Annotated in this window: 20 protein-coding genes; 8 read left to right on the top strand and 12 right to left on the bottom strand. The window is 63.2% G+C overall.

Annotated elements, in window-relative coordinates:
• The first annotated feature begins 94 nt into the window (after positions 1-94).
• Entirely contained in the window at positions 95-2,050 is a 1,956-nt protein-coding gene (locus M5B42_RS21980) for an acetoacetate--CoA ligase (RefSeq protein WP_248746993.1), read from the top strand.
• 41 nt (positions 2,051-2,091) lie between these two features.
• On the opposite strand, the gene M5B42_RS21975 is transcribed toward M5B42_RS21980, so the two are convergent.
• The 4 genes from M5B42_RS21975 to M5B42_RS21960 form a co-directional block, all read right to left on the bottom strand.
• On the bottom strand, positions 2,092-3,603 hold the full coding sequence (locus M5B42_RS21975) for a tyrosinase family protein (protein WP_248746992.1): 1,512 nt from the start codon (positions 3,601-3,603) through the stop codon (positions 2,092-2,094).
• Between the two features lie 98 nt (positions 3,604-3,701).
• Complete coding sequence (locus tag M5B42_RS21970; RefSeq protein WP_152740282.1) at positions 3,702-4,205, bottom strand: hypothetical protein; 504 nt, start codon at positions 4,203-4,205, stop codon at positions 3,702-3,704.
• Positions 4,206-4,316: 111 nt separating this feature from the next.
• Positions 4,317-5,600: a hypothetical protein gene (locus M5B42_RS21965; RefSeq protein ID WP_248746991.1), complete on the bottom strand. Its 1,284-nt coding sequence runs from the start codon at positions 5,598-5,600 to the stop codon at positions 4,317-4,319.
• Between the two features lie 256 nt (positions 5,601-5,856).
• Positions 5,857-6,336, bottom strand: a complete 480-nt coding sequence (locus tag M5B42_RS21960) for an Lrp/AsnC family transcriptional regulator (protein ID WP_103494775.1) — start codon at positions 6,334-6,336, stop codon at positions 5,857-5,859.
• A gap of 279 nt (positions 6,337-6,615) precedes the next feature.
• On the opposite strand from M5B42_RS21960, the gene M5B42_RS21955 reads away from it, so the two are divergent.
• Complete coding sequence (locus M5B42_RS21955) at positions 6,616-7,722, top strand: enoyl-CoA hydratase/isomerase family protein (RefSeq protein ID WP_248746990.1); 1,107 nt, start codon at positions 6,616-6,618, stop codon at positions 7,720-7,722.
• 3 nt (positions 7,723-7,725) lie between these two features.
• A complete protein-coding gene (locus tag M5B42_RS21950) occupies positions 7,726-8,877 on the top strand; it encodes an acyl-CoA dehydrogenase family protein (protein WP_248746989.1) in 1,152 nt (383 codons plus the stop codon).
• Positions 8,878-8,953: 76 nt separating this feature from the next.
• On the opposite strand, the gene M5B42_RS21945 is transcribed toward M5B42_RS21950, so the two are convergent.
• From M5B42_RS21945 to M5B42_RS21920, 6 genes are all read right to left on the bottom strand, one after another.
• Positions 8,954-9,727 carry an enoyl-CoA hydratase gene (locus M5B42_RS21945; protein WP_248746988.1) on the bottom strand — a complete coding sequence of 258 codons (774 nt, stop codon included), beginning with the start codon at positions 9,725-9,727 and terminating at the stop codon, positions 8,954-8,956.
• 15 nt (positions 9,728-9,742) lie between these two features.
• On the bottom strand, positions 9,743-10,870 hold the full coding sequence (locus M5B42_RS21940) for an acyl-CoA dehydrogenase (protein WP_248746987.1): 1,128 nt from the start codon (positions 10,868-10,870) through the stop codon (positions 9,743-9,745).
• Positions 10,871-10,878: 8 nt separating this feature from the next.
• On the bottom strand, positions 10,879-12,069 hold the full coding sequence (locus tag M5B42_RS21935) for an acetyl-CoA C-acyltransferase (RefSeq protein WP_103494770.1): 1,191 nt from the start codon (positions 12,067-12,069) through the stop codon (positions 10,879-10,881).
• A gap of 11 nt (positions 12,070-12,080) precedes the next feature.
• A complete protein-coding gene (locus M5B42_RS21930) occupies positions 12,081-12,848 on the bottom strand; it encodes an SDR family NAD(P)-dependent oxidoreductase (protein ID WP_248746986.1) in 768 nt (255 codons plus the stop codon).
• 135 nt (positions 12,849-12,983) lie between these two features.
• Positions 12,984-14,630, bottom strand: coding sequence for an AMP-binding protein (locus M5B42_RS21925; RefSeq protein ID WP_248746985.1), 1,647 nt, complete (start codon positions 14,628-14,630; stop codon positions 12,984-12,986).
• Positions 14,631-14,758: 128 nt separating this feature from the next.
• A complete protein-coding gene (locus tag M5B42_RS21920; protein WP_248746984.1) occupies positions 14,759-15,775 on the bottom strand; it encodes an AraC family transcriptional regulator in 1,017 nt (338 codons plus the stop codon).
• A 236-nt stretch (positions 15,776-16,011) separates the two neighbouring features.
• On the opposite strand from M5B42_RS21920, the gene M5B42_RS21915 reads away from it, so the two are divergent.
• The 5 genes from M5B42_RS21915 (at position 16,012) to M5B42_RS21895 (ending at position 22,066) form a co-directional block, all read left to right on the top strand.
• Positions 16,012-17,649 (top strand): J domain-containing protein, encoded by a 1,638-nt coding sequence (locus M5B42_RS21915; protein ID WP_248746983.1) that lies wholly within the window; start codon positions 16,012-16,014, stop codon positions 17,647-17,649.
• The gene (locus tag M5B42_RS21910; protein WP_248746982.1) at positions 17,649-18,590 is read left to right on the top strand and encodes a DUF3829 domain-containing protein; all 942 of its coding nucleotides are present in this window, start codon (positions 17,649-17,651) and stop codon (positions 18,588-18,590) included. Before M5B42_RS21915 ends, M5B42_RS21910 begins: the two co-directional genes overlap by 1 nt.
• 198 nt (positions 18,591-18,788) lie before the next feature.
• Positions 18,789-19,664 carry an alpha/beta hydrolase gene (locus M5B42_RS21905; protein ID WP_177101906.1) on the top strand — a complete coding sequence of 292 codons (876 nt, stop codon included), beginning with the start codon at positions 18,789-18,791 and terminating at the stop codon, positions 19,662-19,664.
• Between the two features lie 102 nt (positions 19,665-19,766).
• Positions 19,767-21,080 carry a dicarboxylate/amino acid:cation symporter gene (locus tag M5B42_RS21900; protein ID WP_248746981.1) on the top strand — a complete coding sequence of 438 codons (1,314 nt, stop codon included), beginning with the start codon at positions 19,767-19,769 and terminating at the stop codon, positions 21,078-21,080.
• 71 nt (positions 21,081-21,151) lie between these two features.
• Positions 21,152-22,066, top strand: coding sequence for a LysR substrate-binding domain-containing protein (locus tag M5B42_RS21895; protein WP_248746980.1), 915 nt, complete (start codon positions 21,152-21,154; stop codon positions 22,064-22,066).
• A gap of 67 nt (positions 22,067-22,133) precedes the next feature.
• Here the strand turns inward: M5B42_RS21895 and leuD are convergent, their stop codons facing one another.
• Entirely contained in the window at positions 22,134-22,748 is a 615-nt protein-coding gene (gene leuD / locus M5B42_RS21890; protein WP_103494761.1) for a 3-isopropylmalate dehydratase small subunit, read from the bottom strand.
• Positions 22,745-24,166, bottom strand: coding sequence for a 3-isopropylmalate dehydratase large subunit (gene leuC / locus M5B42_RS21885; RefSeq protein WP_177101902.1), 1,422 nt, complete (start codon positions 24,164-24,166; stop codon positions 22,745-22,747). The genes leuD and leuC overlap by 4 nt, the downstream gene beginning before the upstream one ends.
• Positions 24,167-24,174: the final 8 nt, after the last annotated feature.

Below are 24,174 nucleotides of genomic sequence, written 5' to 3'. Positions count from 1 at the left end.
TTGGCGTTCTCGCGGCCCCCTTCGCGAGCAAGCTCAGCTCCCACAATGATCGTGCGCTGCCAAAGACCGGTTCGAAAAAAACAAGGTAAAGACCATGGCCGAAGTCCTCTGGCGCCCCGACGCCGAGCGTGTCAGCAAGACCCGGATCGAAGCGTTCCGGCGCTTCGTCAATCATCGCCACGACCTGCAACTGGACGACTACCCCGCCCTGCACCGCTTCAGCATCGAGCGCCGGGAGGACTTCTGGCAGGCCATCGTCGACTTCTTCGACGTCGAATTCCACAGCCCGGCCAGCGCGGTACTGCACGAAGGCCCGCAGATGCCCAGCGCCCAGTGGTTCCCCGGGGCCACCCTGAACTTCGCCGAACACCTGCTGCGCCGCCGCGACGAACACCTGGCCGTGGTCGCCGTCAGCGAAGACGGACGCCGGGAGACCCTGACCCACGGCGAACTCGCCGCCCAGGTCGCGGGTTTGCAAAAAAGCCTGCGGGCCGCCGGTGTCGGCCTCGGCGACCGGGTCGCCGCCTGCATGCCCAACACCTGGCAAACCCTGGTGGGCATGCTCGCCACCACCAGCCTCGGGGCGATCTGGTCCTGCTCCTCGCCGGACTTCGGCACCCAGGGCGTGATCGACCGCTTCGGCCAGATCGAACCCAAGGTGCTGATCACCTGCGCCGGCTATCGTTATGCCGGCAAGCTGATCGACCAGACCGCCAAGCTCAACGAAATCCTCGAACGCCTGCCCGGCTTGCAGCAACTGGTGATCGTCCCTTACGCCCGTCCCGAAGCGCGCGCCGAAGACTTCCGCACCCAGGCCAACGTGGCGCTATGGAACAACTTCTACCAGGCCGGCGGCGATCCCGAATTCACTCCCGTGCCGTTTGCTCATCCGCTCTACATCCTCTATTCCAGCGGCACCACCGGGGTGCCCAAGTGCATCGTTCACAGCACCGGCGGGGTTTTGCTGCAACACCTCAAGGAGCACGGCCTGCATGTCGACCTGGGCCGTGACGACTGCCTGTTCTACTACACCACCTGTGGCTGGATGATGTGGAACTGGCTGGTCTCGGGCCTCGCGGTCGGCGCCACCCTGGTGCTCTACGACGGCTCGCCGTTCCACCCCCGCCCGCAACGCCTGCTGGACCTGATCGACAGCGAAGGCATCAGTGCCTTCGGCACCAGCCCCAAATACCTCGCCGCCCTGGAGGACGCCGGGCTCGTACCACGCCAGAGCCATCGGCTGGACAGTTTGAAAACCCTGCTGTGCACCGGCTCACCGTTGTCGCTGCGCAGCTACGACTACGTCTATCGCCAGATCAAGGAGGAGCTCTGCCTGTCCTCCATGTCCGGCGGCACCGATATCGTTTCCTGCTTCGTCAGCGGAAACCCGACACTGCCCGTGGTGCGTGGCCGGATGCAGAGCAAGAGCCTGGGCATGGCGGTGGAGGTCTGGGACGACAACGGCCAGCCGGTGCTCGATGCCAAAGGCGAGCTGGTCTGCACCCGGCACTTTCCGGCCATACCGGTGGGTTTGTGGAACGACCCCCGGGGCGAGAAGCTCAAGGCCTCCTATTTCAGCCAGTTTCCCGGAGTCTGGGCCCAGGGCGACTATGCTGAAGAATTCGCCGACGGCGGGATGGTGATCCATGGTCGCTCCGACGCCGTGCTCAACCCCGGCGGCGTGCGCATCGGCACCGCGGAAATCTATCGGCAGGTGGAAAAGGTTGAACCGGTGCTGGAGAGCATCGCCATCGGCCAGCAATGGCAGAGCGATGTGCGGGTGGTGCTGTTCGTCCGTCTGCGCGAGGGCGTCGAACTGGACGAGGCCCTGGAGCAACAGATCCGCCAGGTGATCCGCGCCAACACCACGCCCCGGCATGTGCCGGCGAAGATCCTCGCGGTCACGGACATTCCGCGCACCCTCAGCGGCAAGATCGTGGAACTGGCGGTGCGTAACGTAGTGCACGGGTTGGCGGTGAAAAACACCGACGCCCTGGCCAATCCCGAGGCGCTGGAGCAGTTCAGAGATAGGACGGAGCTCCAGTCCTGACGCATACGACAGGAGCCGGCTGACCGGCTCCTGCCAACGTGCTAGACCGCCAGGGACTGCAATGTGATGCTGCCAATCGTCGGCTCGGTGCCCGGATTTGGCTCACCGATGGGCACCAGGGTCACCGTGGGCGCGGCCTCCAGTCCCCCTGCGGCGAGCAGCCCGTGTATGCGCTCGCCGACCAGGAAGCTTACACGCGTGGAAGAGGCATGATGCCCGCCATGCATGCCCTGCATACCCACCCCGAACATACTGATGCCGCCCACCAGATACTCCGGTGTCGGCGCGGCCCCGGCCGGCAACCCCAGATAGACCAGGTAGTTGTTGCCTGGCTCTCCGTTCGCGTCGATGGCATCGAACGACAAGGCGTAGACACTGTTGGAAGGCAGCGCCTTGAGCTGCGCACCAAAGGATTGCTTGAGCGCATTGACGGCGACGGGCACCTGCAAGGCCACGCTGGTGGCCTTTCCACCCAAGGCGATCGCCTTGGCCGTGGCGCCAGGTGCGACACTCTCGGCACGCAGCTGGAAGTTTTTCTGAGCGGAGGGAAACGGCAGGCTGCCCTTGGGACGCTCGGCATACTCCGCATAAACGTAGGGATAGGCCAGGGTCGTCGTGTCGAGCACTTCCGACACCTTGACCTTGATGCCCTTGCCCGCCCCATCGGCAAAGACCCAGGTCTCGTTCAGGAAGGCACTGTCATTGGGGTTCTTTCCGCCGCTCTTGTTCCAACTGGCCCAGATACGGTCGATATTGGCATGGTGCAGCCAGAAAATCGGATCGTTCGCCGCCCAAGGGACCTGGCCCATGCCTTTCTGATTGCCGACATCACCATGCAGGGCGCCGTGGGGGTTGCCATTGATGTTGGAACAGAACCCCGCCACCGTACCCTTGTCAGCGTAGTTGGGCCATTTCATGCAGGACAAGTCGAGCGGGTTACCCGCATCGACCACGGGTTTACCCGCATTCGACCCCGGGTTGCGATCGGGACGATACAGGGGCCCCCAGACGGGGTCCTTCTCCAGCAGAAACTGCTTGGGCATGACACTGTAGTTGTTGCCGCTGGCGCTGTAGGGACCGGTATAGTCCCAGTACGGCAGTGTGAAATCGGGCCGGCCCGAAACAGCGCGGATAATCTGCTCGAAATACACCACATACATACGGTGCCACGGCAGAAAGGCATTGGAATTGACACCCTTGCTGGCGTGGGGCTCGCAGGTCCACCACATGGCCTTCGCCAACTCCTTGTTCGGACTGCTACCGGGGCCGTACATCTTCTCGATGGTCTCCGCCTTGGGTCGATCGCCGGGCATGGCATGGGTGTACCACTGGAAGGTCCAGGACAGCGGATCCCTCGGATCCTTGGCCATCATCTTCTTCACGGCATCGGCATAAATCGCCAACATCTTCTGCCCTTCCTGGGACAGCACGTTGTAACGCACCAGGGTCTTGCCTGGGGCCGCCCAGGCGTTTTTCATAAGACCGAACGGCAGCATCGCCATCCCACCGCCCACCAGCCCTGCTTTCAGCACCTTCCTTCGACTGACAGTCATATTCACTCCTTGAGCCGTACGAATTGATCTCCACAATCAACAGCACGCTCAGAGTAGCAGCGAAGGGGTTTTCCTCCAGAAAAGTGGGAACCTTTACATCAGTCAGATGTCATGATGATCGAAATATGCTCGACCCGCGGCGAATAGCCCGGCTCTTCGGGGCGCACAGGAATGAAGGTCAAGGTAGGCGGCTGCGTCAACCGCCCGGCATCGCGCAAGCGGACCAGCGCCTGGTCGAGCAGAAAGCTGAGCCGTTTGGGATTCTCGGCCACGTAGCGGTCGGGGGTGTCGTAAAAATTCAGCCCCCCCAGGTAGCCGGGATCATCAACGCCGGGAATGCTGTCCCGCGGCAAATCAAGGTAGAGATGATAGGCGACCGCCGGCGCCTCGGCCGCCCAGATACCGGACAAGGCCAGGACCAACGGCCCTCGCCCCATCCAGGACGCCAACCCTTGATCAGTGGGCGTCGATGCCTGCAATTCGACCTGCGTCCTTCCGACGCCGAGTTCGACCGGCTGCACAACGTCATAGAGCATATCGTCCGCCCAAGCCGTAGAAGACAACGCGAGGATCACACCAAACAACAGGCTGAAACGCCACATACCCACCTTCCAAAACAGAGCGTTTTTTTACATCCGCTGCTCTTTACTATGGCACCCCCATGCCCGCGCAGCGATCCGGCAGCCCAACGGTCGTGTGCCCGTGCAGGCCCATCAGCCCCGGTAACGCAACACCACTGCCCTGAAACTGCCGAACAACGAATGGCCGGCCACCAGGATCCGCCCATCGTCCTGCACCGCCAGGCTGGTGACAGTGTCCAGGCTGTGGCCCAGGCTCGTGCGCACCCAGCCGCGCCCACCGGCGAAGTCCCGGTCCAGTTGGCCGTCGGCCAGGTAACGCGCCAGTACAAAGTACGAGCCAAAGCCCATCAGCGTCGAGCCCGCCACCAGAATCGATCCGTCGGCCTGGACCACGAGGTCGGCCCAAAGACTGCCCGGGGTATCGAGCTCAAGCATCGCCGCATCCGTATCATTAAAACCGAAGTCCATGCCGCCTTGGGCGCTGAACCCCTGCAAGGCACCGCGCATGGGATTGAAACGGTTACCGACACAGAGCAGTCGCCCTTCATTGCCAACCGCCAGGTTTGTTACCAGGGAGCTGGCCCCGGCAAAGCCGAACGAGAGAAACCCCAGGTCGCCAAAGTCATGATCGAGACGACCGTCGGCCTCGTAGCGCACCATCAGTCCCAACTGGGGAAAGCCCACCGAGCCACCCACCAGGATCTTGCCGTCGACCTGGACCCGGACGCAGCTCAGCCAGGAGTTCATCAACAAATGCCGCACCACGACAAACCCCCGCCCGTTGAACGCCGGGTCCAGGGTGCCGTCGGGCTGAAGACGGATCAATAATCCGACATAGTCGGCGAAGGTGTAGGTGTGGTTGGCGATCAGCAGGATCTTGCCGTCCTCCTGCACCACGCCCGCGCAGGCCTCGACGCCCGGCAGGCCTGGTGGTAACCAGCCGTCCCGCGGGCCCTCGGCGAGGCCGCCGGGCAAGCGCAGCACCTTCACGCCCTGGTCGCCGAAGGTCGGATCCAGGCGTCCATCGGCGTCAAACCGCGCCACGCCCGGCAAGGTATGCTCGTCGTCCAGGTAGTGCAGGCCGAACAGCAGGATGCGTCCATCGGCGAGCAACTGCACGCTACTGGCCATGGCCTCGATACCGGCTTGGAAGCTACCGCAGACAAAACCGCCGTCACCGAAGGAAGCGTCCGGCGCACCATCCTCATGCAGGCGGGCCAGACCAAAACGGCAACCGTCGGCAAAACCCACTTTGAGTGCCACCAGGACCTTGCCATCGGCACAGGCCACTACGTCATTGGCCAGGCTCGACAGACAACCGGGGAACTGCAACCTGACCGTACCCGACTGCCCAAACGTCGAATCCGCTTCGCCCGCCGGGCCAAGTCGATAGCCTCGCAGTCCCTCCAGTATCATGAGCGGGTCCTCCCTGGGAGTGGCGCCCTTCCATACCGTGCCGGCAGGTGGGGCTGCCGGCTATTCAATCGTTCATCGCCGCGCCCCACAACTGTCAGAAATGACAGTTCTACCGCTTTTCCGAGCCAGAACACTGACTTTGCAGCCCTTTTTCATTCCCCTGGGCATCCGAAACATTTTCAGGCCAAGAACAGGGTTGGCAGATGACGGTTGATCGACAGGTTTTTCGACGCAATCCCCCGCCAGGCACCACCCGCTATTCCATCGAAGTCTTGACCATGGCCAACTCGGGATGACTGACCAATTTGTCGATATGCAGCTCCGGGTCTTCCAGCCAGGTTTCCGTCAGGACCCGATAATGCTCCATGTCGCGGCAACGCATGCGCAGGCTGTAGTCGAACGCACCGCTGATCAAGTGACACTCCAGCACCTGAGGGCAGTCTCGGGTCTTGGCCTCGAAGGCCTTCTGCGCCGCCCGCCCGCTCTGGTTCGACAACGCCACCAGCACCAGCAGCGACAACCCCGCCGAGAGTTTCTTCTCGTCGATAATCGCCCCATAGCCGCGGATCACACCCAACTGCTCCAGCTTGCGCACCCGTTCCAGGCAAGGTCGGGGGGTCAGGTGCACACGTTCGGAGAGCTTCTGGTAGGTGATACGCCCATCGTGGCGCAGCACCTCGATAATTGCCTGGTCGATACGATCCAGAATGATCGACAGGTCACGAACATCCGCCATAAATGGCTTGCCTCACTTCAAACGGTCAGAGAGAAACGCTTGCAGTCGTCTGCTTTGCGCGGGGTCCTGCATCCGCGCATTGTACGGCCTTGTTCGCGTTGAAGCCCAGGCACGACTAAGGTCTAGGGGCGGCATCTGCACACCGAATCGATCCAGGCAAAAACGCAGATTCGACCTGCGAATATTCGGGTTGTACACGGCAAATTTGCACTGCTACGATCGGGTATCGTTCGCCCGCCGAACACATCAAAAAAAGACAATAAAAGCAGGGAGTTAGCAATGACTGCTCGGGTTTCATCCTCCGCCACCCCGGACCTCGACACCACCGGCGCCGATGTCCTGGCCGACGTGCGCAACCATATCGGTCACCTGACCCTCAACCGCCCCGCCGGCCTCAACGCCCTGACCCTGGACATGATCCGCGCCCTGCAGCAGCAGCTCGACGCCTGGGCCCACGACCCCGAGGTGAACGCGGTGGTCTTGCGCGGTGCCGGTGAGCGGGCCTTCTGTGCCGGCGGCGATATCCGTTCGCTGTATGACAGCTACCAGAGCGGCGGGCGCCTGCACGAAGATTTCTTCGTCGAGGAGTACGCCCTGGACCTGGCGATCCACCGCTACCGCAAACCGGTGCTGGCGCTGATGGACGGCTTTGTCCTCGGTGGCGGCATGGGCCTGGTACAAGGCACCGACCTGCGGGTGGTCACCGAGCGCAGTCGCCTGGCCATGCCGGAAGTCGCCATCGGCTATTTCCCGGATGTCGGCGGCAGTCATTTCCTGCCGCGTATTCCCGGCGAACTGGGCATCTACCTGGGGGTCGCCGGCGTACAGATCCGCGCCGCCGACGCCCTCTACTGCGACCTGGCCGACTGGTACCTGACCAGCGACAAACTGGCCCAACTGGACGAACGCCTCGACCGCTTGCAGTGGCACGAAACACCGCTCAAGGACCTCCAGGGCCTGCTGGCCAAACTCGCCGTGCAAACCCTGCCCGATGCGCCGCTCGACGCGTTGCGCCCGGCCATCGACCACTTCTTCGCCCTGCCGGATGTCCCGAGCATGGTTGAGCAACTGCGCGAAGTGACCGTCGCCGACAGCCATGAATGGGCTCGGGAAACCGCCGACCTGCTGGAGAGCCGCTCTCCCCTGGCCATGGCCGTCACCCTGGAAATGCTCCGCCGTGGCCGCCACCTGAGCCTGGAGGACTGTTTCGCCCTGGAACTGCACCTGGATCGCCAGTGGTTCGACCGTGGCGACCTGATGGAAGGCGTGCGCGCCCTGCTGATCGACAAGGACAAGTCCCCCCGCTGGAACCCACCGACCTTGCGCGAACTGGATGCCGAACAAGTCGCCAGCTTTTTCCATGACTTCGAGACGAGCGGGAACTGAACCATGCACGATATCGAACTGAGCGAAGAACAAGTGATGATCCGCGACATGGCCCGGGACTTCGCCCGTGGTGAAATCGCGCCCCATGCCCAGGCCTGGGAAAAAGCCGGCTGGATCGACGACGGCCTGGTCGCCAAGATGGGCGAGTTGGGCCTGCTGGGCATGGTGGTGCCCGAGGAATGGGGCGGCACCTATGTCGACTACGTGGCCTACGCCCTGGCCGTGGAAGAAATTTCCGCCGGTGACGGTGCCACCGGCGCCCTGATGAGCATTCACAACTCGGTGGGCTGCGGACCGGTCCTCAACTACGGCAGCCAGGCCCAGAAAGAAACCTGGCTGGAACGCCTCGCCACCGGCCAGGCCATCGGCTGTTTCTGCCTCACCGAACCCCAGGCCGGCTCCGAGGCCCACAACCTGCGAACCCGTGCCGAACTGAAGGACGGCGAGTGGGTGATCAATGGCGCAAAACAGTTTGTCAGCAACGGCAAGCGCGCCGAGCTGGCGATTGTATTTGCCGTCACTGATCCTGAGTTGGGCAAGAAAGGCCTCTCGGCGTTTTTGGTGCCCACCGATACGCCGGGCTTTATCGTCGATCGTACCGAACACAAGATGGGCATCCGCGCCTCCGATACCTGCGCGGTGACCCTCAACCAATGCCGCGTGCCTGAAGCCAACCTGCTGGGCGAACGCGGCAAGGGCCTGGCCATTGCCCTGTCGAACCTGGAAGGCGGTCGTATCGGTATCGCCGCCCAGGCGCTGGGCATTGCCCGGGCCGCATTCGAAGCGGCGCTGGCCTATGCCCGGGAACGGGTACAGTTCGACAAGCCGATTATCGAGCACCAGAGCATCGCCAACCTGCTGGCCGACATGCACACCCGGATCAATGCCTCACGCCTGCTGATCCTGCACGCGGCGCGCCTGCGCAGTGCCGGGCAACCCTGTTTGTCGGAAGCTTCACAGGCCAAGCTGTTCGCCTCGGAAATGGCCGAGAAGGTCTGCTCCTCGGCCATGCAGATTCATGGTGGGTACGGATATCTGGAAGATTATCCGGTGGAGCGCTATTACCGGGATGCGCGGATCACCCAGATCTATGAAGGGTCCAGTGAGATTCAGCGGATGCTGATCGCACGGGAACTGAAGCACTACCTGGTGTAACTGCAGAGCACGGCCTTATGGCGAGCGGGCAAGCCCGCTCGCCACACTCATCCACCCTACCCAATCATCCTGCGACTCAACTGTCCTTGAACTGCGCCTCACGCTTGGCGATAAACGCCGCCATGCCTTCCTTCTGATCCTGGGTGGCGAACGCCGCGTGGAATACCCGGCGCTCGAAACGCACACCTTCCGACAGGCTGACCTCGAAGGCGCGGTTGACGCTTTCCTTGACCATCATGCTGATCGGCACCGATTTGCTGGCAATCAGCGCCGCGACCTTCAGCGCTTCCTCAAGCAGTTCATCGGTCGGCACGATCCGCGCCACGATCCCGCAACGTTCGGCTTCCACCGCATCGATAAAGCGCCCGGTCAGGCACATGTCCATGGCCTTGGCCTTGCCCACCGCGCGGGTCAGGCGCTGGGTACCGCCCATGCCCGGCAGCACGCCGAGGTTGATTTCCGGCTGGCCGAACTTGGCGTTGTCAGCGGCCAGGATAAAGTCGCACATCAGGGCCAGTTCGCAACCGCCGCCCAGGGCAAAACCGGACACCGCGGCGATAATCGGCTTGCGCCGGTTGGCCACCCGGTCGCTGTCGCTGAACAGGTCGTCGAGGTAGATCTGCGGGTAGGTCAGCTCGGCCATTTCCTTGATATCGGCACCCGCCGCAAAGGCTTTTTTCGAGCCGGTCAGGACGATGCAACCGATGTTCGGATCGGCTTCCAGGGTGTCCAGCGCCTGGTTCAGCTCGCTGACGATCTGCGCGTTCAGGGCGTTGAGCGCCTGGGGGCGGTTCAGGGTAATCAGGCCGACACGGTCCTTGATGTCCAGCAGAATGGTTTCATAACTCATCGATAGATTCCTTGATCACAGGTTGCGCGAAATGACCATGCGCTGAATGTCACTGGTGCCTTCGTAAATCTGGCAGACCCGCACGTCACGGTAGATCCGCTCCAGCGGGAAGTCGCTCAAATAGCCATAGCCACCCAGGGTTTGCAAGGCTTGGGAGCAGACCTTCTCGGCCATTTCCGAGGCGAACAGCTTGGCCATGGAGGCCTCCACCAGCGCCGGCTTGCCGCTGTCACGCAGGGCGGCGGCGTAATGCACCATCTGCCGGGCCACGGCGATCTGGGTGGCCATGTCCGCCAGGCGGAAGGCCACGGCCTGGTGCTCGACCAGCGCCTTGCCGAAACTTTCCCGCTCGCGGGCATAGTCCCGGGCGGCCTCGAAGGCAGCCCGGGCCATGCCCACCGATTGCGCGGCGATACCGACCCGGCCACCTTCCAGATTGGCCAGGGCGATACGGTACCCCTCGCCCTCCTCGCCCAGGCGATTGGCCACGGGCACCTTCACGTCTTCGAAAAGAATCTGGCAGGTGTCGGAGGCATGCTGGCCGAGCTTGTCCTCGACCCGGGCGACGATATAGCCCGGCGAGTCTGTAGGCACGATAAAGGCACTGATACCACGCTTGCCCGCGGCCGGATCGGTCACGGCGAAGACGATCACCACCCCGGCGTTCTGCCCGGAGGTGATGAACTGCTTGCAGCCGTTGAGCACGTAGTGGTCGCCCTCAAGCCTGGCGCGAGTCTTCAGGCCGCTGGCATCGGAGCCCGCTTGCGGCTCGGTCAGGGCGAAGGCACCGAGCATGGCACCGCTGGCCAGTGGTGGCAGGAAACGGGCTTTCTGTTCCTCGGTACCGAACTTGAGGATCGGCACGCAGCCGACCGAATTGTGCACGCTCATGATGGTCGAGCAGGCACCGTCGCCGGCGGCGATTTCTTCCAGGGCCATGGCATAGGCCAGGTAGCCGGTGTCGCAGCCGCCCCACTGCTCCGGGACCAGCATGCCGAAAAAGCCCAACCCGGCCATTTCGCCTATGGCCTCCTTCGGAAAGCGGTGCTCGCGGTCCCATTCGGCGGCGAAGGGTTTCAGGCGTTCCTGGGAAAAATCCCGAGCCGCTTCGGCGATCTGTTGTTGTTCATCGGTGGGTAGCATGGGAACTCCTAGTACAGGCACTCGACGGCCATGGCCGTGGCTTCACCGCCGCCGATGCAAATGGCCGCGACCCCGCGCTTCAGGCCGTTCTGGCGCAGGGCCGAGAGCAGGCTCACCAGAATCCGCGCGCCGGACGCACCGATCGGATGGCCCAGGGCACAGGCGCCGCCGTGAACGTTGACCTTGTCGTGGTGCAGTTCCAGCTTCTGCATGGTCACCAGGGTGACCACGGCGAAGGCTTCGTTGATTTCAAAGCGATCGACCTGATCCAGGGACCAGCCGGTTTTTTTCATCAATTTCTGGATCGCACCCACCGGCGCCACCGGGAACAGCCCGGGGGTATCAGCGAACGCCGCATGCCCGCGAATCACAGCCAAGGGCGTGAGACCACGTTTCTGCGCTTCGGACTGACGCATCAGCACCAACGCCGCCGCGCCGTCGGAAATCGAACTGGAGTTCGCCGCCGTGACCGTACCGCCCGGACGGAACGCCGGCTTCAGGCTGGCGATCTTGTCCAGCTTGGCCTTGGGCGGCTGTTCGTCGTCGCTGATCAGCCGCTGCTCCTTGCCCACGGTAACCGTCAGCGGCACGATTTCCGCGCGGAAACGGCCCTCGCTGATCGCGGCTTGCGCACGGGTCAGTGAGGCCACGGCAAAGGCGTCCTGGGTTTCACGGCTGAAACCGTGGGTCTCGGCGCAGTCCTCGGCGAAGGTGCCCATCAGGCGACCCTTGTCGTAGGCATCTTCCAGTCCGTCGAGGAACATATGGTCGAGCACCTGGCCGTGGCCCATGCGGTAGCCGCTACGGGCACGGTCCAGCAGGTACGGCGCGTTGGACATGCTTTCCATGCCGCCGGCCACCACCACCTCGGCGCTGCCGGCCACCAGCATGTCGTGGGCGAGGATGGTCGCCTCCATGCCGGAACCGCACATCTTGTTCAGGGTGGTGCAGCGGGTCGACTTGTCCAGCCCGGCGCCGAGGGCCGCCTGGCGAGCCGGAGCCTGGCCGAGACCGGCGGACAGCACGCAGCCGAACAGCACGTGCTCGACTTCGTCCGACGCCAGTTCCGCGCGCTCGACGGCGGCACGGATCGCGGCGGCGCCCAGTTGCGGCGCGCTGAGGCTTTTCAAGTCGCCCTGGAAGCCGCCCATGGGGGTGCGTACGGCACTGACGATAACAATGGGATCGTTGCTGGTCATGATCGTTTCTCCTATTTCGCGGCCATGCGCAAGGCACCGTCGAGACGGATCACCTCGCCATTGAGCATGCTGTTTTCAATGATATGCCGTACCAGTGCGGCATACTCGCCGGGCTTGCCCAGGCGCGGCGGGAACGGCACGCCGGCCGCGAGCGAAGCGCGGACTTCCGGGGTCATGCCGGCCATCATCGGGGTTTCGAAAATGCCTGGGGCGATGGTCATGACGCGGATGCCGAAACGTGCCAGTTCACGGGCCGCCGGCAGGGTCAGGCTGACAATGGCGCCCTTGGACGCGGCGTAGGCGGCTTGACCGATCTGGCCGTCATAGGCGGCGGCGGAGGCAGTATTGATGATCACCCCGCGCTCGCCGTCGGCATTCGCCTCGGTTTCGGCAATGGCCGCGGCAGCCAGGCGCAGCAGGTTGAAGCTGCCGATCAGGTTGACATTGATCACCTGGCTGAAGCTTTCCAGCAGGTGCGGGCCGTTCTTGCCGAGGATCTTCTCGCCGCGCACGATACCGGCGCAGTTGACCAGGCCATGCAAGCCGCCGAAAGCCTCGACCGCAGCCTGTACCGCCGCCTGGGCCTGGGCTTCCAGGGTGATGTCCGCGACCACGCTACGGGCTTGCGCACCGAGCTTTTTTGCCTGGGCGGCGACGGCCTCGGCATTGAGGTCCACCAGCATCACCCTGGCGCCGGCGGCCACCAGCATTTCAGCGGTGGCCGCACCGAGGCCGGAAGCCCCGCCGCTGACCATGAAAGCCTTGTCTTGAATGTCCATTGCAGTGTCCTTCGTTAAAACCGTAAATAAGCTCTCCTGTGGGAGCCGGCTTGCCGGCGATGAGGCCCGTAAGCCCTGCATCGCCTGTCCGGCCGCCATCGCTGGCAAGCCAGCTCCCACAAGGGGTTCTTGTATTCAGGTCGCGGCCTGGGCCTTGGCGATTTCCTGATTGCGCAAGATAAAACGCTGCAACTTGCCGCTCGGGGTCTTGGGCAGCTCGTCGACGAATTCGATTTCCCGTGGATAGGCATGGGCCGCCAGGCGCTTGCGCACATGCAGGCGCAACTCCTCGGCCAGCTGCGGCTCGGCACGGTAGCGCGCACTGAGCACGACAAAGGCCTTCACCACCTCGGTGCGCTCCGGGCAAGGCTTGCCGACCACCGCCGCCTCCACCACCGCCGGGTGCTCCACCAGGGCGCTTTCGACATCGAACGGGCCGACCCGATAGCCCGAAGTGGTAATCACATCATCGCTACGCCCGACAAAGCTGATGCTGCCGTCCGGATTCAGTTCCACGGTGTCACCGCTGAGGTAGTACTGGCCAACGAAAGCCTTGGTCTCGAACCCCTGGTAGCCGTTGAACCAGAACATCGGCGATTGGGAACGATCCAGCGCGAGAATTCCCGGCTGCCCGACATCCAACTCGCGCTGCTGCTCGTCCAGCACCACGATGCGATGCCCGGGCGACGCGAACCCCGCCGAGCCGATATGCACCGGATGCTCAAGGCCGTGGTGATTGCACAGCACCATGCCCATTTCGGTCTGGCCGTAATGGTCGAGAATGGTCACCCCCAGATTATCGGCGAACCAGCGGATCACCTCCGGGTTCAGCGGCTCGCCGGCGCTGCTGACCACCCGCAGGCGGCCCTTGACCTTGCTGGCGAACGCTTCGCCGGCGGCAATCAGCAACCGGTAGGCGGTAGGTGATCCGGTGAGGTTGGTGATGCCGTATTTCTCGATGATCCGGCAGGTGCTTTCCACCGTGAACGGGCCATCGTAGAAGGTGATCGGGTGACCCATGCCCAGCGGCCCGGTGATGCCGAAATACAGGCCGTAGGCCCAACCCGGATCGGCGACATTCCAGAACGCATCTTCAGGACGCAGGCCGACCGCATCGCGGGTGTAGTTCTGGAACGCGATGATCGCCTTGAGCGGCACCTCCAGGGGTTTCGCCGGGCCGGTGGTGCCCGAGGTGAACATCAGCAGAAATGGGTCTTCGCCGGTGAGCAGCACCGGTTCGCAGTAAGCCGGGTAGTTGTCCAGTTCGGCCCAGAAGCTGAAATCACCACGCACGATGCCCTGCCCCTTGGGGCCGCCGACCGTGACAATAGCCGGGCAATCGGCGACTTCGCTGAGTTTGTCGCGGTTGGCAGCGTCGGTAACCACCAGCTTGGCCCCGGAGCCGCCCAGGCGGTGCTCGATGGACTTGGGGCCAAAAGCGGTAAACAGCGGCTGGTAGACGGCGCCGATGCGCCAGGTGGCGAACAGCGTGATCAAGAGTTCGACATTGCGCGGCAACAGCGCGGCAACCTTGTCGCCACGTCGCACGCCCTGGGTCAGCAGGAAATTGGCGAAACGCGCGGCCTTGTCCTGTAATTCACTGAACGTGTAGATCGCACTGCTGCCGTCGCGGCCTTCCCAGAACAGCGCGATGCGCCCTGGCAAGGCATACCGGTCGCAGCATTCGACACAGGCGTTGAGCGCCGTCAAAGTCCCTTTCAGGCCCGCTTGGGCCGCTTGCTGATAATCGAAGTCCGCAGTGGCAGTCTGATAGTCGCGCATGTCCAGAATCTCTCGGTCTTGTTATTGGAAGGAACCGTAGAAAAATCCTGGAAATAGTCGCGCTGTCAGGGACTTGGGACAATGGTCAAAGCTTTCAACCTGATTGACTGGTTTGGCCAATAAGCGGCCTAGTGCACCTCGTTGAGGATCAGGCTGCGGTAATGCCCCGGGTTGGACCCGGACCATTTGCGAAAGGCCTTGTAGAACGAACTGGCGTCGGCGAAGCCCAGCCGGGTGGCGATCTCGGCGAAGCTGATCGACGGCTCCGCCAGCCAGGCAATCGCCCATTCCTTGCGCACGCTGTCCTTGAGGCCCTGGTAAGTCTGCCCTTCTTCCGCCAGCCGCCGGCGCAGGGTCGAGGCCGACATGCACAATTGCACGGCCAGCCCTTCGGTTTCCGGCCAGTCTTCAGCCGGCTGTTGGCGCAGGCCCTGCTTGATCCGACTGGCCAGGCTCTGGGCATCGCGGTACTTGACCAGGATATTGGCCGGCGCCAGCGCCAGGAAGCGTTGCAGTTCCTCGGCACTGCGCTTGATCGGCAGGTCCAGGCAGTCGGCGGAAAAGATCATCCGGGTGCGCGGCCGGTCAAAACGCAGGTTCTCGGAAAACATCACCCGATAGTCCTCGCAGTAATCCGGTTCGGCGCAGCGCAGCTCGATGGCCAGGATCGGGATACGCCGCCCGGCCAGCCAGCAGGCCACGCCGTGGACGATCATCCAGTAGGCGAAATAGGTAAACGGCCGTCGCCCCTCGCCTTCCGGCTCCAGCAGGACGATTTCCGCCAGGCTTTGCTGGCGCACCAGTTGAGCCGGCAGACGTTCAAGCATCAACGACAGGAAATCCAGCACCGAGTCCAGCCCGGCCGTCACCGTCGGCTGCGCCATGCCGGCGCGGCACAGGTAGGCGAAACTGCCGGCGCGCAGCTTGCGCGGGTCCATGCCGAAGAATTCGTCATCGTTGCGCCGCGCCAACAGGCGCCACAAACGCGCATAGTCACTGGCTGGCACCCGGGCCTCAGGCTGTTCCAGCAGCGTCGAGTCGATCCCGACCTTGTCCAGCACCTGCACGGTGTCCGCACCGGGAGCGCAACTCTGCAACAGTGCCTCGTGCACCAGATGGATGGAGATGGTGTCTTTTTCCGACATTGGCCGTCACTCAAGCCCTGTGCTGATCCTTTTGACGGCCATCTTAGGCAGCACCGAGCAAAAAGCCAGCGTGATCCCTTCATAAAACCCGCCGTAGCGTCGATAGACTCGGCGTTGTTATGATTCGTCGCCAGTACGGAGTCGCATTTCCAGGGAGTTTTATTCGATATGGTCGTGGTAACAGCGTCGCACAGCGGCAACTTTCCTGCGTCGAGACCAGGCTCGGTGTCCGCTCGATGAGTTGCTGGGAGATTCTCGGGCTGTCAGCGGACGCCGATACCCGCAGCATCAAACGCCAATACGCGACCCTGCTCAAACAGACCCGCCCGGACGACGACCCGGAGGGCTTCCAGCGGCTACGCGAAGCCTACGAGCAGGCCCTCGACTGGAACCCGCAGGCGTGGGAGCCGGCGCCTGTCGTCGAAGCGGTCCTACGTTCTACCGAAACCGGCCTGCCTATCCTCCCCTCTGGCCCCACCGCTGCACAACGGGTTGCCAGAGAATTGCTCGAAGGCATCACCCCGGCCTTGCTCGACGAGCGTTTTGCCCGGGCGACCCTCTATTACTCTCAGCGCGAGTTCGAAGAACAACTGCTGCTGCGCAGCCTGGAGCCCGGGCAGGACTTCCAGGCCCTCGCCCACTGGGGGCTGGAGCATTTCCAGTGGCTGAGCCCCTGGCAACGCGCCGACTTGCCGAAACAAGCATTGCTCGAACTCGATCAGCGTCTGTTCAAGAGCCTGGAAGAGCCCCTGGCGGGCCTGCTTGGGCGCGGGGATGTCGAAGGATTCTGGCGCGAATACTCCAACCTGGAGCAGCTCGGTTGGCTCAAGAGCCTGGAGCGGCGAGCGCGCCTCAACGAGCTGCTGGCGAAGTTGCTGCTGGAAAGCCCGTTCTGGTCGGCCAAGCTGTTCAACACCGTCTGCAAGCTCAATCACTGGAACAGCGGCAGTCTAACGCCAAACTGCCCGGAACCCTACTGGACACGCCTGCTGGAGCGCAGCCGCAGCGAAACTTTCCTGTCCAACCAGCAACACCGTCTCGGCCTGCCACCGGACACCCCCGACAACCGGGTAGCGCAGCTGTTGTTTGCCGATATGACACTGGCCCAACGCCGCGACTTCTCTCGCCGCTTCCATAAAGAAGACTGGCAGGCCTGCCATCAACTGGCCCGATCGATACAGGCCAACCATCCACGACTGCAAAGCCTGCTGCCCGGCGCCGATGCCTTTTTCTGGCGCGAATGGGAGTCCCCTGGCACCGGTTGGCTCGGCTTCGCCGCCGTGATGCTGGCCTGCGGCGTAGCGGCGGTGCAGCGCCATCTGCTGCCGGGCAACGAGCTGAACGAAACCGCCAGCGCCATTGCGCTCTGGTCGCTGCTGCTGTGCGGGCTGAACGGCATCCTGTTGTTGTACTGGCCTGGTATCGCCGACACCCTCTGGACGCTCGACCAACGCCTGAGCCAGCGTCTTTCGACAAGACTCAGCCCGCGCCGCCCACCGCCACTGGTGTTGCGTGAGCTGCTGCCTTGCTGGCTGGTGGCAGGCATCATTGGCACCTGGCTCGGCATCATCCCTCTGCTTGCCTACGGTGGCGCGATGCTGGGGATGGCCTGGCTCGACCGCCCCAAGAAAAGCCGCGCCGCGCCGAAAACAACCTCGGCCCACCCGACTTCCTGGTGGCTGGCCTGGAGCCTGATCCTGATCATCTCACTGGCCACCCTGGCCCTGTATGCCGCTCACGGCCTGACCGTCGCCGGGCGCAACCAGGGCCTGCAGCCTTGGCCCGAACGCCTGTGCAGTCGAATACCGGCCAGCGTCGAAGACTGCCGCCCACCGGCGACCCGGGAACAATGGTACGGCAAGGAGCGCCACTGATGGACATGCGCTGGTTTCTTACCCTCGGCGTGGTGCTGACCTGCCTGATCTATGTGACCATCGGTACCGAACAGCAGCAGAGCCGCTTCGGCCTCTGGCTCGATCGCCAAAGCAGCGAGGAAATTGCCGAGGCCAATGCGCTGCGCCCCTTGATCAAATGCATCAACGTTGCCGACGTGCCCTGGCGGCTCGACCGAGTACCTCAGGCCGCCAACAACAGCGGTGACTTCCTCTACTTGCAACGCCATGATCTCAACGCGGTACGACATGACATCTGCAAGCCGGCCATCGCCTTAAAGGCCGGCCTGCTCAAAGGTACGCAGCAGATAACGCCGCTGGTGGATCGCTATACCTCGACACTCGCCGATGTACTGGAACGTCACCAGGAGCTACAACGCGCCTCTCCGGCGAGCGCTAAACTGGGATGGAGCTTCCATGACGACTACTATGATGGCAGGATCGAAGCGTTTCTACCGGCCTCCAATGCGCTGCGCCACGAACTCGAATGGCTCGATCTCGCGCTACGCCCGAAACAGCTCAAACAGTTGGAGTTGCGATTGGGCCGTGACCTTCACTGGCACCTGTTGAACTACATGATTCAGGCCCGGCAGAGTGTCAACCGCCTGACCGAAGCCGCCAATAGCCAGCAGTTGGACCTGCCCCTATTGAGCGCTACCACCGAGACTGTGCGCCAGGCCAGACAAGCGGGCGAGACCTATCGCGACAGCCTCCCCACCAATCAACGCAAAGGCCCGGTTCATGATCTGTGGTCCTCGCTGGAACAGCCCGCACAGCGTTACCAGGCCGCCCTGGAGCAACTGGCGACGGACTGGCGCAATCACGCCGAACCGCAAGTGCTAAGCGACGATTTCTGGAACGTGACCCACCGCTACGATGTCCTGCTGGACCGCTACAACAAACAGGCGGACATCGATTTCTAACCCTCGGTTCGAAACCGCCAGAGCAACCAAGGCGACGGGCGGCGTGGCGGCGCCTCGGATGAAAGCCGGAAATCATCGCCCCGCAATGACATGAACCGGTCCAACAACACACTTCATGAACAAGTGCACCACGCTTTGCGCCTTGCCCCGTGCGCTGTGGGTCTTAGGATGTACGCAACAATCATAAGGAGTCACTCCATGTTCGCCGGATTCCAGAAAGACCAGCGCCACGTCAACGGTGTGGACATTGCCTACCGCATCGGCGGCAGCGGACCGGGCCTGCTCCTGCTGCACGGCCACCCGCAGACGCATGTCATCTGGCACAAGATCGCAGGCGACTTGGCCAAGCACTTCACCGTGGTCGCCGCCGACCTGCGCGGCTATGGCGACAGCGCCCGGCCAGCAGCCGACGAACAGCACCTCAACTACTCCAAGCGCGAGATGGGTCGCGACGGCGTGGCCCTGATGGACTCCCTGGGTTTCAGCGAGTTCTCGGTCCTCGCCCACGACCGCGGCGCCCGCGTTGCCCATCGCCTGGCCCTCGACCATCCCCAGGTGGTGCAACGCATGGTGTTGCTGGATATCGCCCCGACCCTGTCGATGTACACCCAGACCGACGAAGCCTTTGCCCGCGCCTACTGGCATTGGTTCTTCCTGATCCGTCCGGCACCGCTGCCGGAAACCCTGATCGAAGCCAACCCGGAACAATACCTGCGCAGCGTGATGGGCAGCCGCAGTGCCGGCCTCAAGCCCTTTACCGGCGAAGCCTTCAGCGAATACCTGCGCTGCATCAGCCTGCCCGGTAGCGCCCGGGGCATCTGCGAAGACTACCGCGCCAGCGCCACCGTCGACCTGGAACACGACCGCGCCGACCTCGAGGCCGGACGCCAGTTGAATATGCCGCTGCTGGCGCTCTGGGGCGCCGAAGGCACTGTCGGTCGCTGCTTCAATCCGCTGCACGAATGGCAGCAGGTGGCTACCGACGTACGCGGCAAGGCCCTGCCCGGCGGGCACTACCTGGCTGAAGAAATCCCGGAACAGCTGCTCGGCGAAGTCCTGACCTTCCTGCGCTGAACAGCCTGACGCAAAGAACCTGATCCACCCCTTCCCCCTGGGCCGCCGCCAACGACCCAGGACGGGATCGGCTTGCCCAAAAACTGTGACGAGATAATAACAATGACAATCCGCAAACTGCTGGGAACCCTGTATATCCAGGTGGTCATCGCCATCGTGCTGGGGGTGCTGATCGGCAACCACTGGCCGCAGACCGGCATCGACCTCAAGCCCCTGGGCGACGGTTTCATCAAACTGATCAAGATGATCATCGGCCCGATCATCTTCTGCACCGTGGTCTCCGGTATCACCAGCATGCACGACGTGAAACAGGTCGGGCGGGTTGGCGGCAAGGCCCTGCTGTATTTCGAAATCGTCTCCACCTTCGCCCTGGCGATCGGCCTGGTGGCGGCCCATGCCCTGCATCCCGGCTCGGGTTTCAACGTCGACGTAAAAACCCTCGACACCTCGGCCATCGCCAACTTTGTCGGCCAGGCCCAGCATGGCGAAGGCATCACCGGCTTCCTGCTGCATGTGATCCCCACCACCTTCTTCGACGCCTTCTCCCAGGGCGAGATCCTGCCGGTGCTGTTCGTCTCGATCCTGTTCGGCCTGGCGCTGGTGATGGTCGGTGAAAAGGCCCGTCCGCTGGTCGGCGTGATCCACCAGGCCAGCGAGGTGTTCTTCCGTATTGTCGGTATGATTGCCCGGGTGGCACCGATCGGCGCGTTCGGCGCGATGGCCTTCACCATCGGCAAATACGGCCTGGGCTCGCTGCTGCCGCTGATGAAGCTGGTCGGCACCTTCTACCTGACCGCCTTCATCTTCATTACCTGCGTACTGGGCAGCATCGCCCGTTATGCCGGTTTCAGCATCTTCCGCCTGCTGGGCTACATCAAGTCGGAACTGCTGATCGTGCTCGGCACCAGTTCGTCGGAGTCGGCCCTGCCGCAGCTGATCCAGAAGCTGGAAAGCCTGGGTTGCTCCAAGGGCGTGGTGGGTATCGTGGTGCCCACCGGCTACACCTTCAACCTCGACGGCACCAATATCTACATGACCCTGGCGGTCATGTTCCTGGCCCAGGCGACCAATATCGACCTGACCCTGGAGCAGCAACTGACCCTGCTGGCGGTGACGATGCTCACCTCCAAGGGCGCCGGTGCGGTGGTCGGTGCGGGGTTTGTCGCCCTGGCCGCGAGCCTGGCGGTGGTGCCGACCGTACCGGTGGCGGCGATGGTGCTGATCCTCGGGGTGGACCGCTTTATGGCCGAGTGTCGCTCCCTGACCAATATCATCGGCAACGCCGTCGCCTCGCTGGTGGTGGCCGCCTGGGAAGGCGAACTGGACCGCAGCAAGATGGCGCCGATCGCCCTCAAGCGTGGGCGCAAGGCCCTCGAAGCCCAGGCGGCTGCCGATGCCGCCAAACAGAGCGCATAGCCCTGTAGAAGCCGACTTGCCATCCAATGCTATTCTGGCGGCTCCTGCCGCCAGCGTTCGTTGCTTTTCCCATGAGCCAAAAGAAAGACACCGTGCCCCTGCCCGAAGACCTGCGCGTATTCCTCACCGTTATCCGCAAGGCCGGCTTTGCCGCCGCCGCCGATGAACTGGGACTGTCGCCCGCCTACGTCAGCAAACGTATCCAGATCCTCGAAACCACCCTCGCCACCCGCCTGCTGCACCGCACCAGCCGACGTATCGCCCTGACCGAGGACGGCGAGCGAGTGCAACGCTGGGCCGTGCGTATTCTCGAAGATTTCCAGCAACTCAACGATGAACTCTCCGAAGCCCACGACAGCCCCAGCGGCCGCCTGCACCTGTGCAGCAGCTTCGGTTTCGGGCGCAATCATGTGGCTCCGGCGCTGTCGCTTCTGGCAGAGCGTTACCCGGACCTGGAAATCCGCCTGGACCTGTTCGACCGCGTGGTGGACATCGTCAGCGAAGGTTTCGACCTGGAGATCCGCGTGGGCGACGATATTCCCGGCCAGCATATCGGCCGGCGCCTGGTGAGCAATCGCCGGGTACTCTGCGCGGCACCGGCCTACCTGGAACGGCGTGGCACACCGCAGCAGTTGAGCGACCTGGAGCAACACGATTGCCTGGTGCTCAAGGAGCGTGACAACGCCTTCGGTATCTGGAATATGGAGCGCGACGGCAGCCAGGACAGCGTGCGGGTGCGCGGCCCGTTGTCGTCCAACAGCGGCGAGATTGTCTTGCAATGGGCACTGGACGGACGCGGCATCCTGCTGCGCTCGCTGTGGGACGTCAAACCGCTGCTGGAACAGGGGCGACTGGTGCGGGTGCTGCACGACTACACCCAGAGCGCGAATGTCTGGGCGGTGTACCCGACACGGCTGGCGTATTCGGGGAAATTGCGGGTGTGTGTGGAGTTCTTGCAGGAGCATTTTCGACAGCTGTCGATCTAGCTGCCGTCGGGACTCACCACATGAATCTCATGTGATGAGTCCCCTGAATCGGTGAACCGGCCCCGGCTCAGCTCAACCAGGGATTGGCCTGCAAATGCGCCCGCTCGAACGCCCTGATCTCCTCACTGCGCTGCAAGGTGCTGCCAATGGCATCCAACCCCAGCATCAATGCCGTCTTGCGCAACGTATCGATCTGGAACTCGATCACACTGCCATCCTGCAAACGGATCTGCTGACTCTCAAGGTCAATGGTGATCTCGGCACTCTGCGGCTGGCTCACCACCTGCCCCAGGCGCTGCGCCGTCGCCTCGTCCAGGGTGATCAACAGCACCCCGTTGCGCTGGCAGTTATCGTAGAAAATCCCGGCGAAACTGCTGCCGATCAATGCCCGGATCCCCACTTGCTTCAAACCCCACACCGCATGTTCACGGCTGGAACCGCAACCGAAGTTCGGCCCCACCACCATGAAGCTGGCACCTTTCCAGGCCGGCTGATTCAGCACGAACTCAGGATTGGGTTCACCCGACGGCAACACCCGCAGGTCGAAGAACAAACCACGGTCCAACCCGTTGCGATCGATCCCCTTGAGGAACTGCTTGGGCATGATCACATCGGTGTCGATATTGGCCGCCAGCATCGGCGCGGCCTTGCCGGTGACTTGGGAAAACGGCTGCATGCTCATGGCCTTGGCTCCAGATGGCGAATATCGGTCAGATGTCCGGCAATGGCTGCCGCGGCCACCATCGCAGGGCTCATCAAATGCGTACGAGCCCCGGCACCCTGGCGCCCTTCGAAATTGCGGTTGGTGCTGGAGGCGCAGCGGTCGCCCGGCTCCAGCACGTCATCGTTCATCGCCAGGCACATCGAGCAACCCGATTGCCGCCACTCGAAGCCGGCGTCGATAAACACCGCCGCCAAACCTTCGGCCTCGGCCTGATCACGCACCTGGGTCGAGCCCGGCACGATCATCGCCCGCACATGCTTGGCCACGTGTTGACCACGCACCACACGGGCCGCGTCACGCAGGTCCTCGATCCGCGCATTGGTGCAGGAACCGATAAACGCATGGCTGATCACGATCTCGTTCAGCGGCATGCCGGCTTCCAACCCCATGTAATTCAGGGCGCGGCGCATGTCCTGGCGCAGGATCAGGTCGCTGATATCTTGCGGGTCCGGCACGTTCGCCCCGATGGGCGCGGCCTGGTCCGGGCTGGTGCCCCAGGTGACCATGGGTTCCAGCGCGCTGGCATCCAGTTCGACTTCACGGTCGAACTGCGCGCCGGCATCCGTGTGCAGCTCCCGCCAACGGGTCACGGCCTGCTCCCACAGTGCGCCCTTGGGTGCCCGGGGTTTGTCCTTGAGGTAGGCGAAGACTTTCTCGTCGGGCGCCATAAAGGCCCCTCGCGCGCCCGCCTCCACCGCCATATTGCAGATGGTCATGCGCGCCTCGACGCTCAGGGCATCAATGGTCGAGCCGCGGAACTCGATGGCATAACCGGTGGCCCCGGAAGCGCCGATCTTGCCGATCAGCGCCATGATCACGTCCTTGGACGTCAGGCCCGGCGCCAGTTCGCCGCTGACCGTCACTCGCATCGTTTTCAGGCGCTTATAGACCAGCGTCTGCGACGCCAGCAGATGTTCGATCTCCGAAGTACCGATACCGAAGCCGAACGCCCCCAGGGCCCCATAGGTGGTGGTGTGGCTGTCACCGGCGGCGACCACCATGCCCGGCAGGATAAACCCCTGCTCCGGAGCAATCACATGCTCGATACCCTGGCGTTTGTCGAGGACATCGAACAGTTCGATACCGAAGTCGGCGCAGTTTTCGGCCAGGTACGAGACCTGGCGGGCACCGCCGGCGTCCGGCATGGCGGCGACGCGCTTGGGCGCGGTGGGGTTGACATGGTCGACCACGGCCAGCGCGGTTTCCGCGCGCCAGACACCGCGCCTGGCTTCGCGCAGGCCGCTGAAGGCTTGCGGGCTGGTGTATTCGTTGATGACCTGACGGTCGATATACAGCAGGACATGGCCCTGGTCATCGAGGCGACACACCGTATGGGAATCGATGTGCTTGTCGTAGAGGGTTCTTGTTTGAGTCATGGTGGCGC

The organism is Pseudomonas sp. MWU12-2037 (assembly GCF_023242345.1).
GTDB classification, from domain to species: Bacteria; Pseudomonadota; Gammaproteobacteria; order Pseudomonadales; family Pseudomonadaceae; genus Aquipseudomonas; species Aquipseudomonas gingeri_D.
The sequence above is the reverse complement of the archived record's forward strand: the minus strand, read 5'-3'. Positions and strand labels throughout refer to the sequence as shown.

What these genes read in the sequence shown, in the direction of transcription:
- M5B42_RS21980 (WP_248746993.1), top strand. Translation starts at nt 95, where the DNA reads ATGGCCGAAGTCCTCTGGCGCCCCGACGCCGAGCGTGTCAGCAAGACC.
- M5B42_RS21975 (WP_248746992.1), bottom strand. Translation starts at nt 3,603, where the DNA reads ATGACTGTCAGTCGAAGGAAGGTGCTGAAAGCAGGGCTGGTGGGCGGT.
- M5B42_RS21970 (WP_152740282.1), bottom strand. Translation starts at nt 4,205, where the DNA reads ATGTGGCGTTTCAGCCTGTTGTTTGGTGTGATCCTCGCGTTGTCTTCT.
- M5B42_RS21965 (WP_248746991.1), bottom strand. Translation starts at nt 5,600, where the DNA reads ATGATACTGGAGGGACTGCGAGGCTATCGACTTGGCCCGGCGGGCGAA.
- M5B42_RS21960 (WP_103494775.1), bottom strand. Translation starts at nt 6,336, where the DNA reads ATGGCGGATGTTCGTGACCTGTCGATCATTCTGGATCGTATCGACCAG.
- M5B42_RS21955 (WP_248746990.1), top strand. Translation starts at nt 6,616, where the DNA reads ATGACTGCTCGGGTTTCATCCTCCGCCACCCCGGACCTCGACACCACC.
- M5B42_RS21950 (WP_248746989.1), top strand. Translation starts at nt 7,726, where the DNA reads ATGCACGATATCGAACTGAGCGAAGAACAAGTGATGATCCGCGACATG.
- M5B42_RS21945 (WP_248746988.1), bottom strand. Translation starts at nt 9,727, where the DNA reads ATGAGTTATGAAACCATTCTGCTGGACATCAAGGACCGTGTCGGCCTG.
- M5B42_RS21940 (WP_248746987.1), bottom strand. Translation starts at nt 10,870, where the DNA reads ATGCTACCCACCGATGAACAACAACAGATCGCCGAAGCGGCTCGGGAT.
- M5B42_RS21935 (WP_103494770.1), bottom strand. Translation starts at nt 12,069, where the DNA reads ATGACCAGCAACGATCCCATTGTTATCGTCAGTGCCGTACGCACCCCC.
- M5B42_RS21930 (WP_248746986.1), bottom strand. Translation starts at nt 12,848, where the DNA reads ATGGACATTCAAGACAAGGCTTTCATGGTCAGCGGCGGGGCTTCCGGC.
- M5B42_RS21925 (WP_248746985.1), bottom strand. Translation starts at nt 14,630, where the DNA reads ATGCGCGACTATCAGACTGCCACTGCGGACTTCGATTATCAGCAAGCG.
- M5B42_RS21920 (WP_248746984.1), bottom strand. Translation starts at nt 15,775, where the DNA reads ATGTCGGAAAAAGACACCATCTCCATCCATCTGGTGCACGAGGCACTG.
- M5B42_RS21915 (WP_248746983.1), top strand. Translation starts at nt 16,012, where the DNA reads ATGAGTTGCTGGGAGATTCTCGGGCTGTCAGCGGACGCCGATACCCGC.
- M5B42_RS21910 (WP_248746982.1), top strand. Translation starts at nt 17,649, where the DNA reads ATGGACATGCGCTGGTTTCTTACCCTCGGCGTGGTGCTGACCTGCCTG.
- M5B42_RS21905 (WP_177101906.1), top strand. Translation starts at nt 18,789, where the DNA reads ATGTTCGCCGGATTCCAGAAAGACCAGCGCCACGTCAACGGTGTGGAC.
- M5B42_RS21900 (WP_248746981.1), top strand. Translation starts at nt 19,767, where the DNA reads ATGACAATCCGCAAACTGCTGGGAACCCTGTATATCCAGGTGGTCATC.
- M5B42_RS21895 (WP_248746980.1), top strand. Translation starts at nt 21,152, where the DNA reads ATGAGCCAAAAGAAAGACACCGTGCCCCTGCCCGAAGACCTGCGCGTA.
- leuD (WP_103494761.1), bottom strand. Translation starts at nt 22,748, where the DNA reads ATGAGCATGCAGCCGTTTTCCCAAGTCACCGGCAAGGCCGCGCCGATG.
- leuC (WP_177101902.1), bottom strand. Translation starts at nt 24,166, where the DNA reads ATGACTCAAACAAGAACCCTCTACGACAAGCACATCGATTCCCATACG.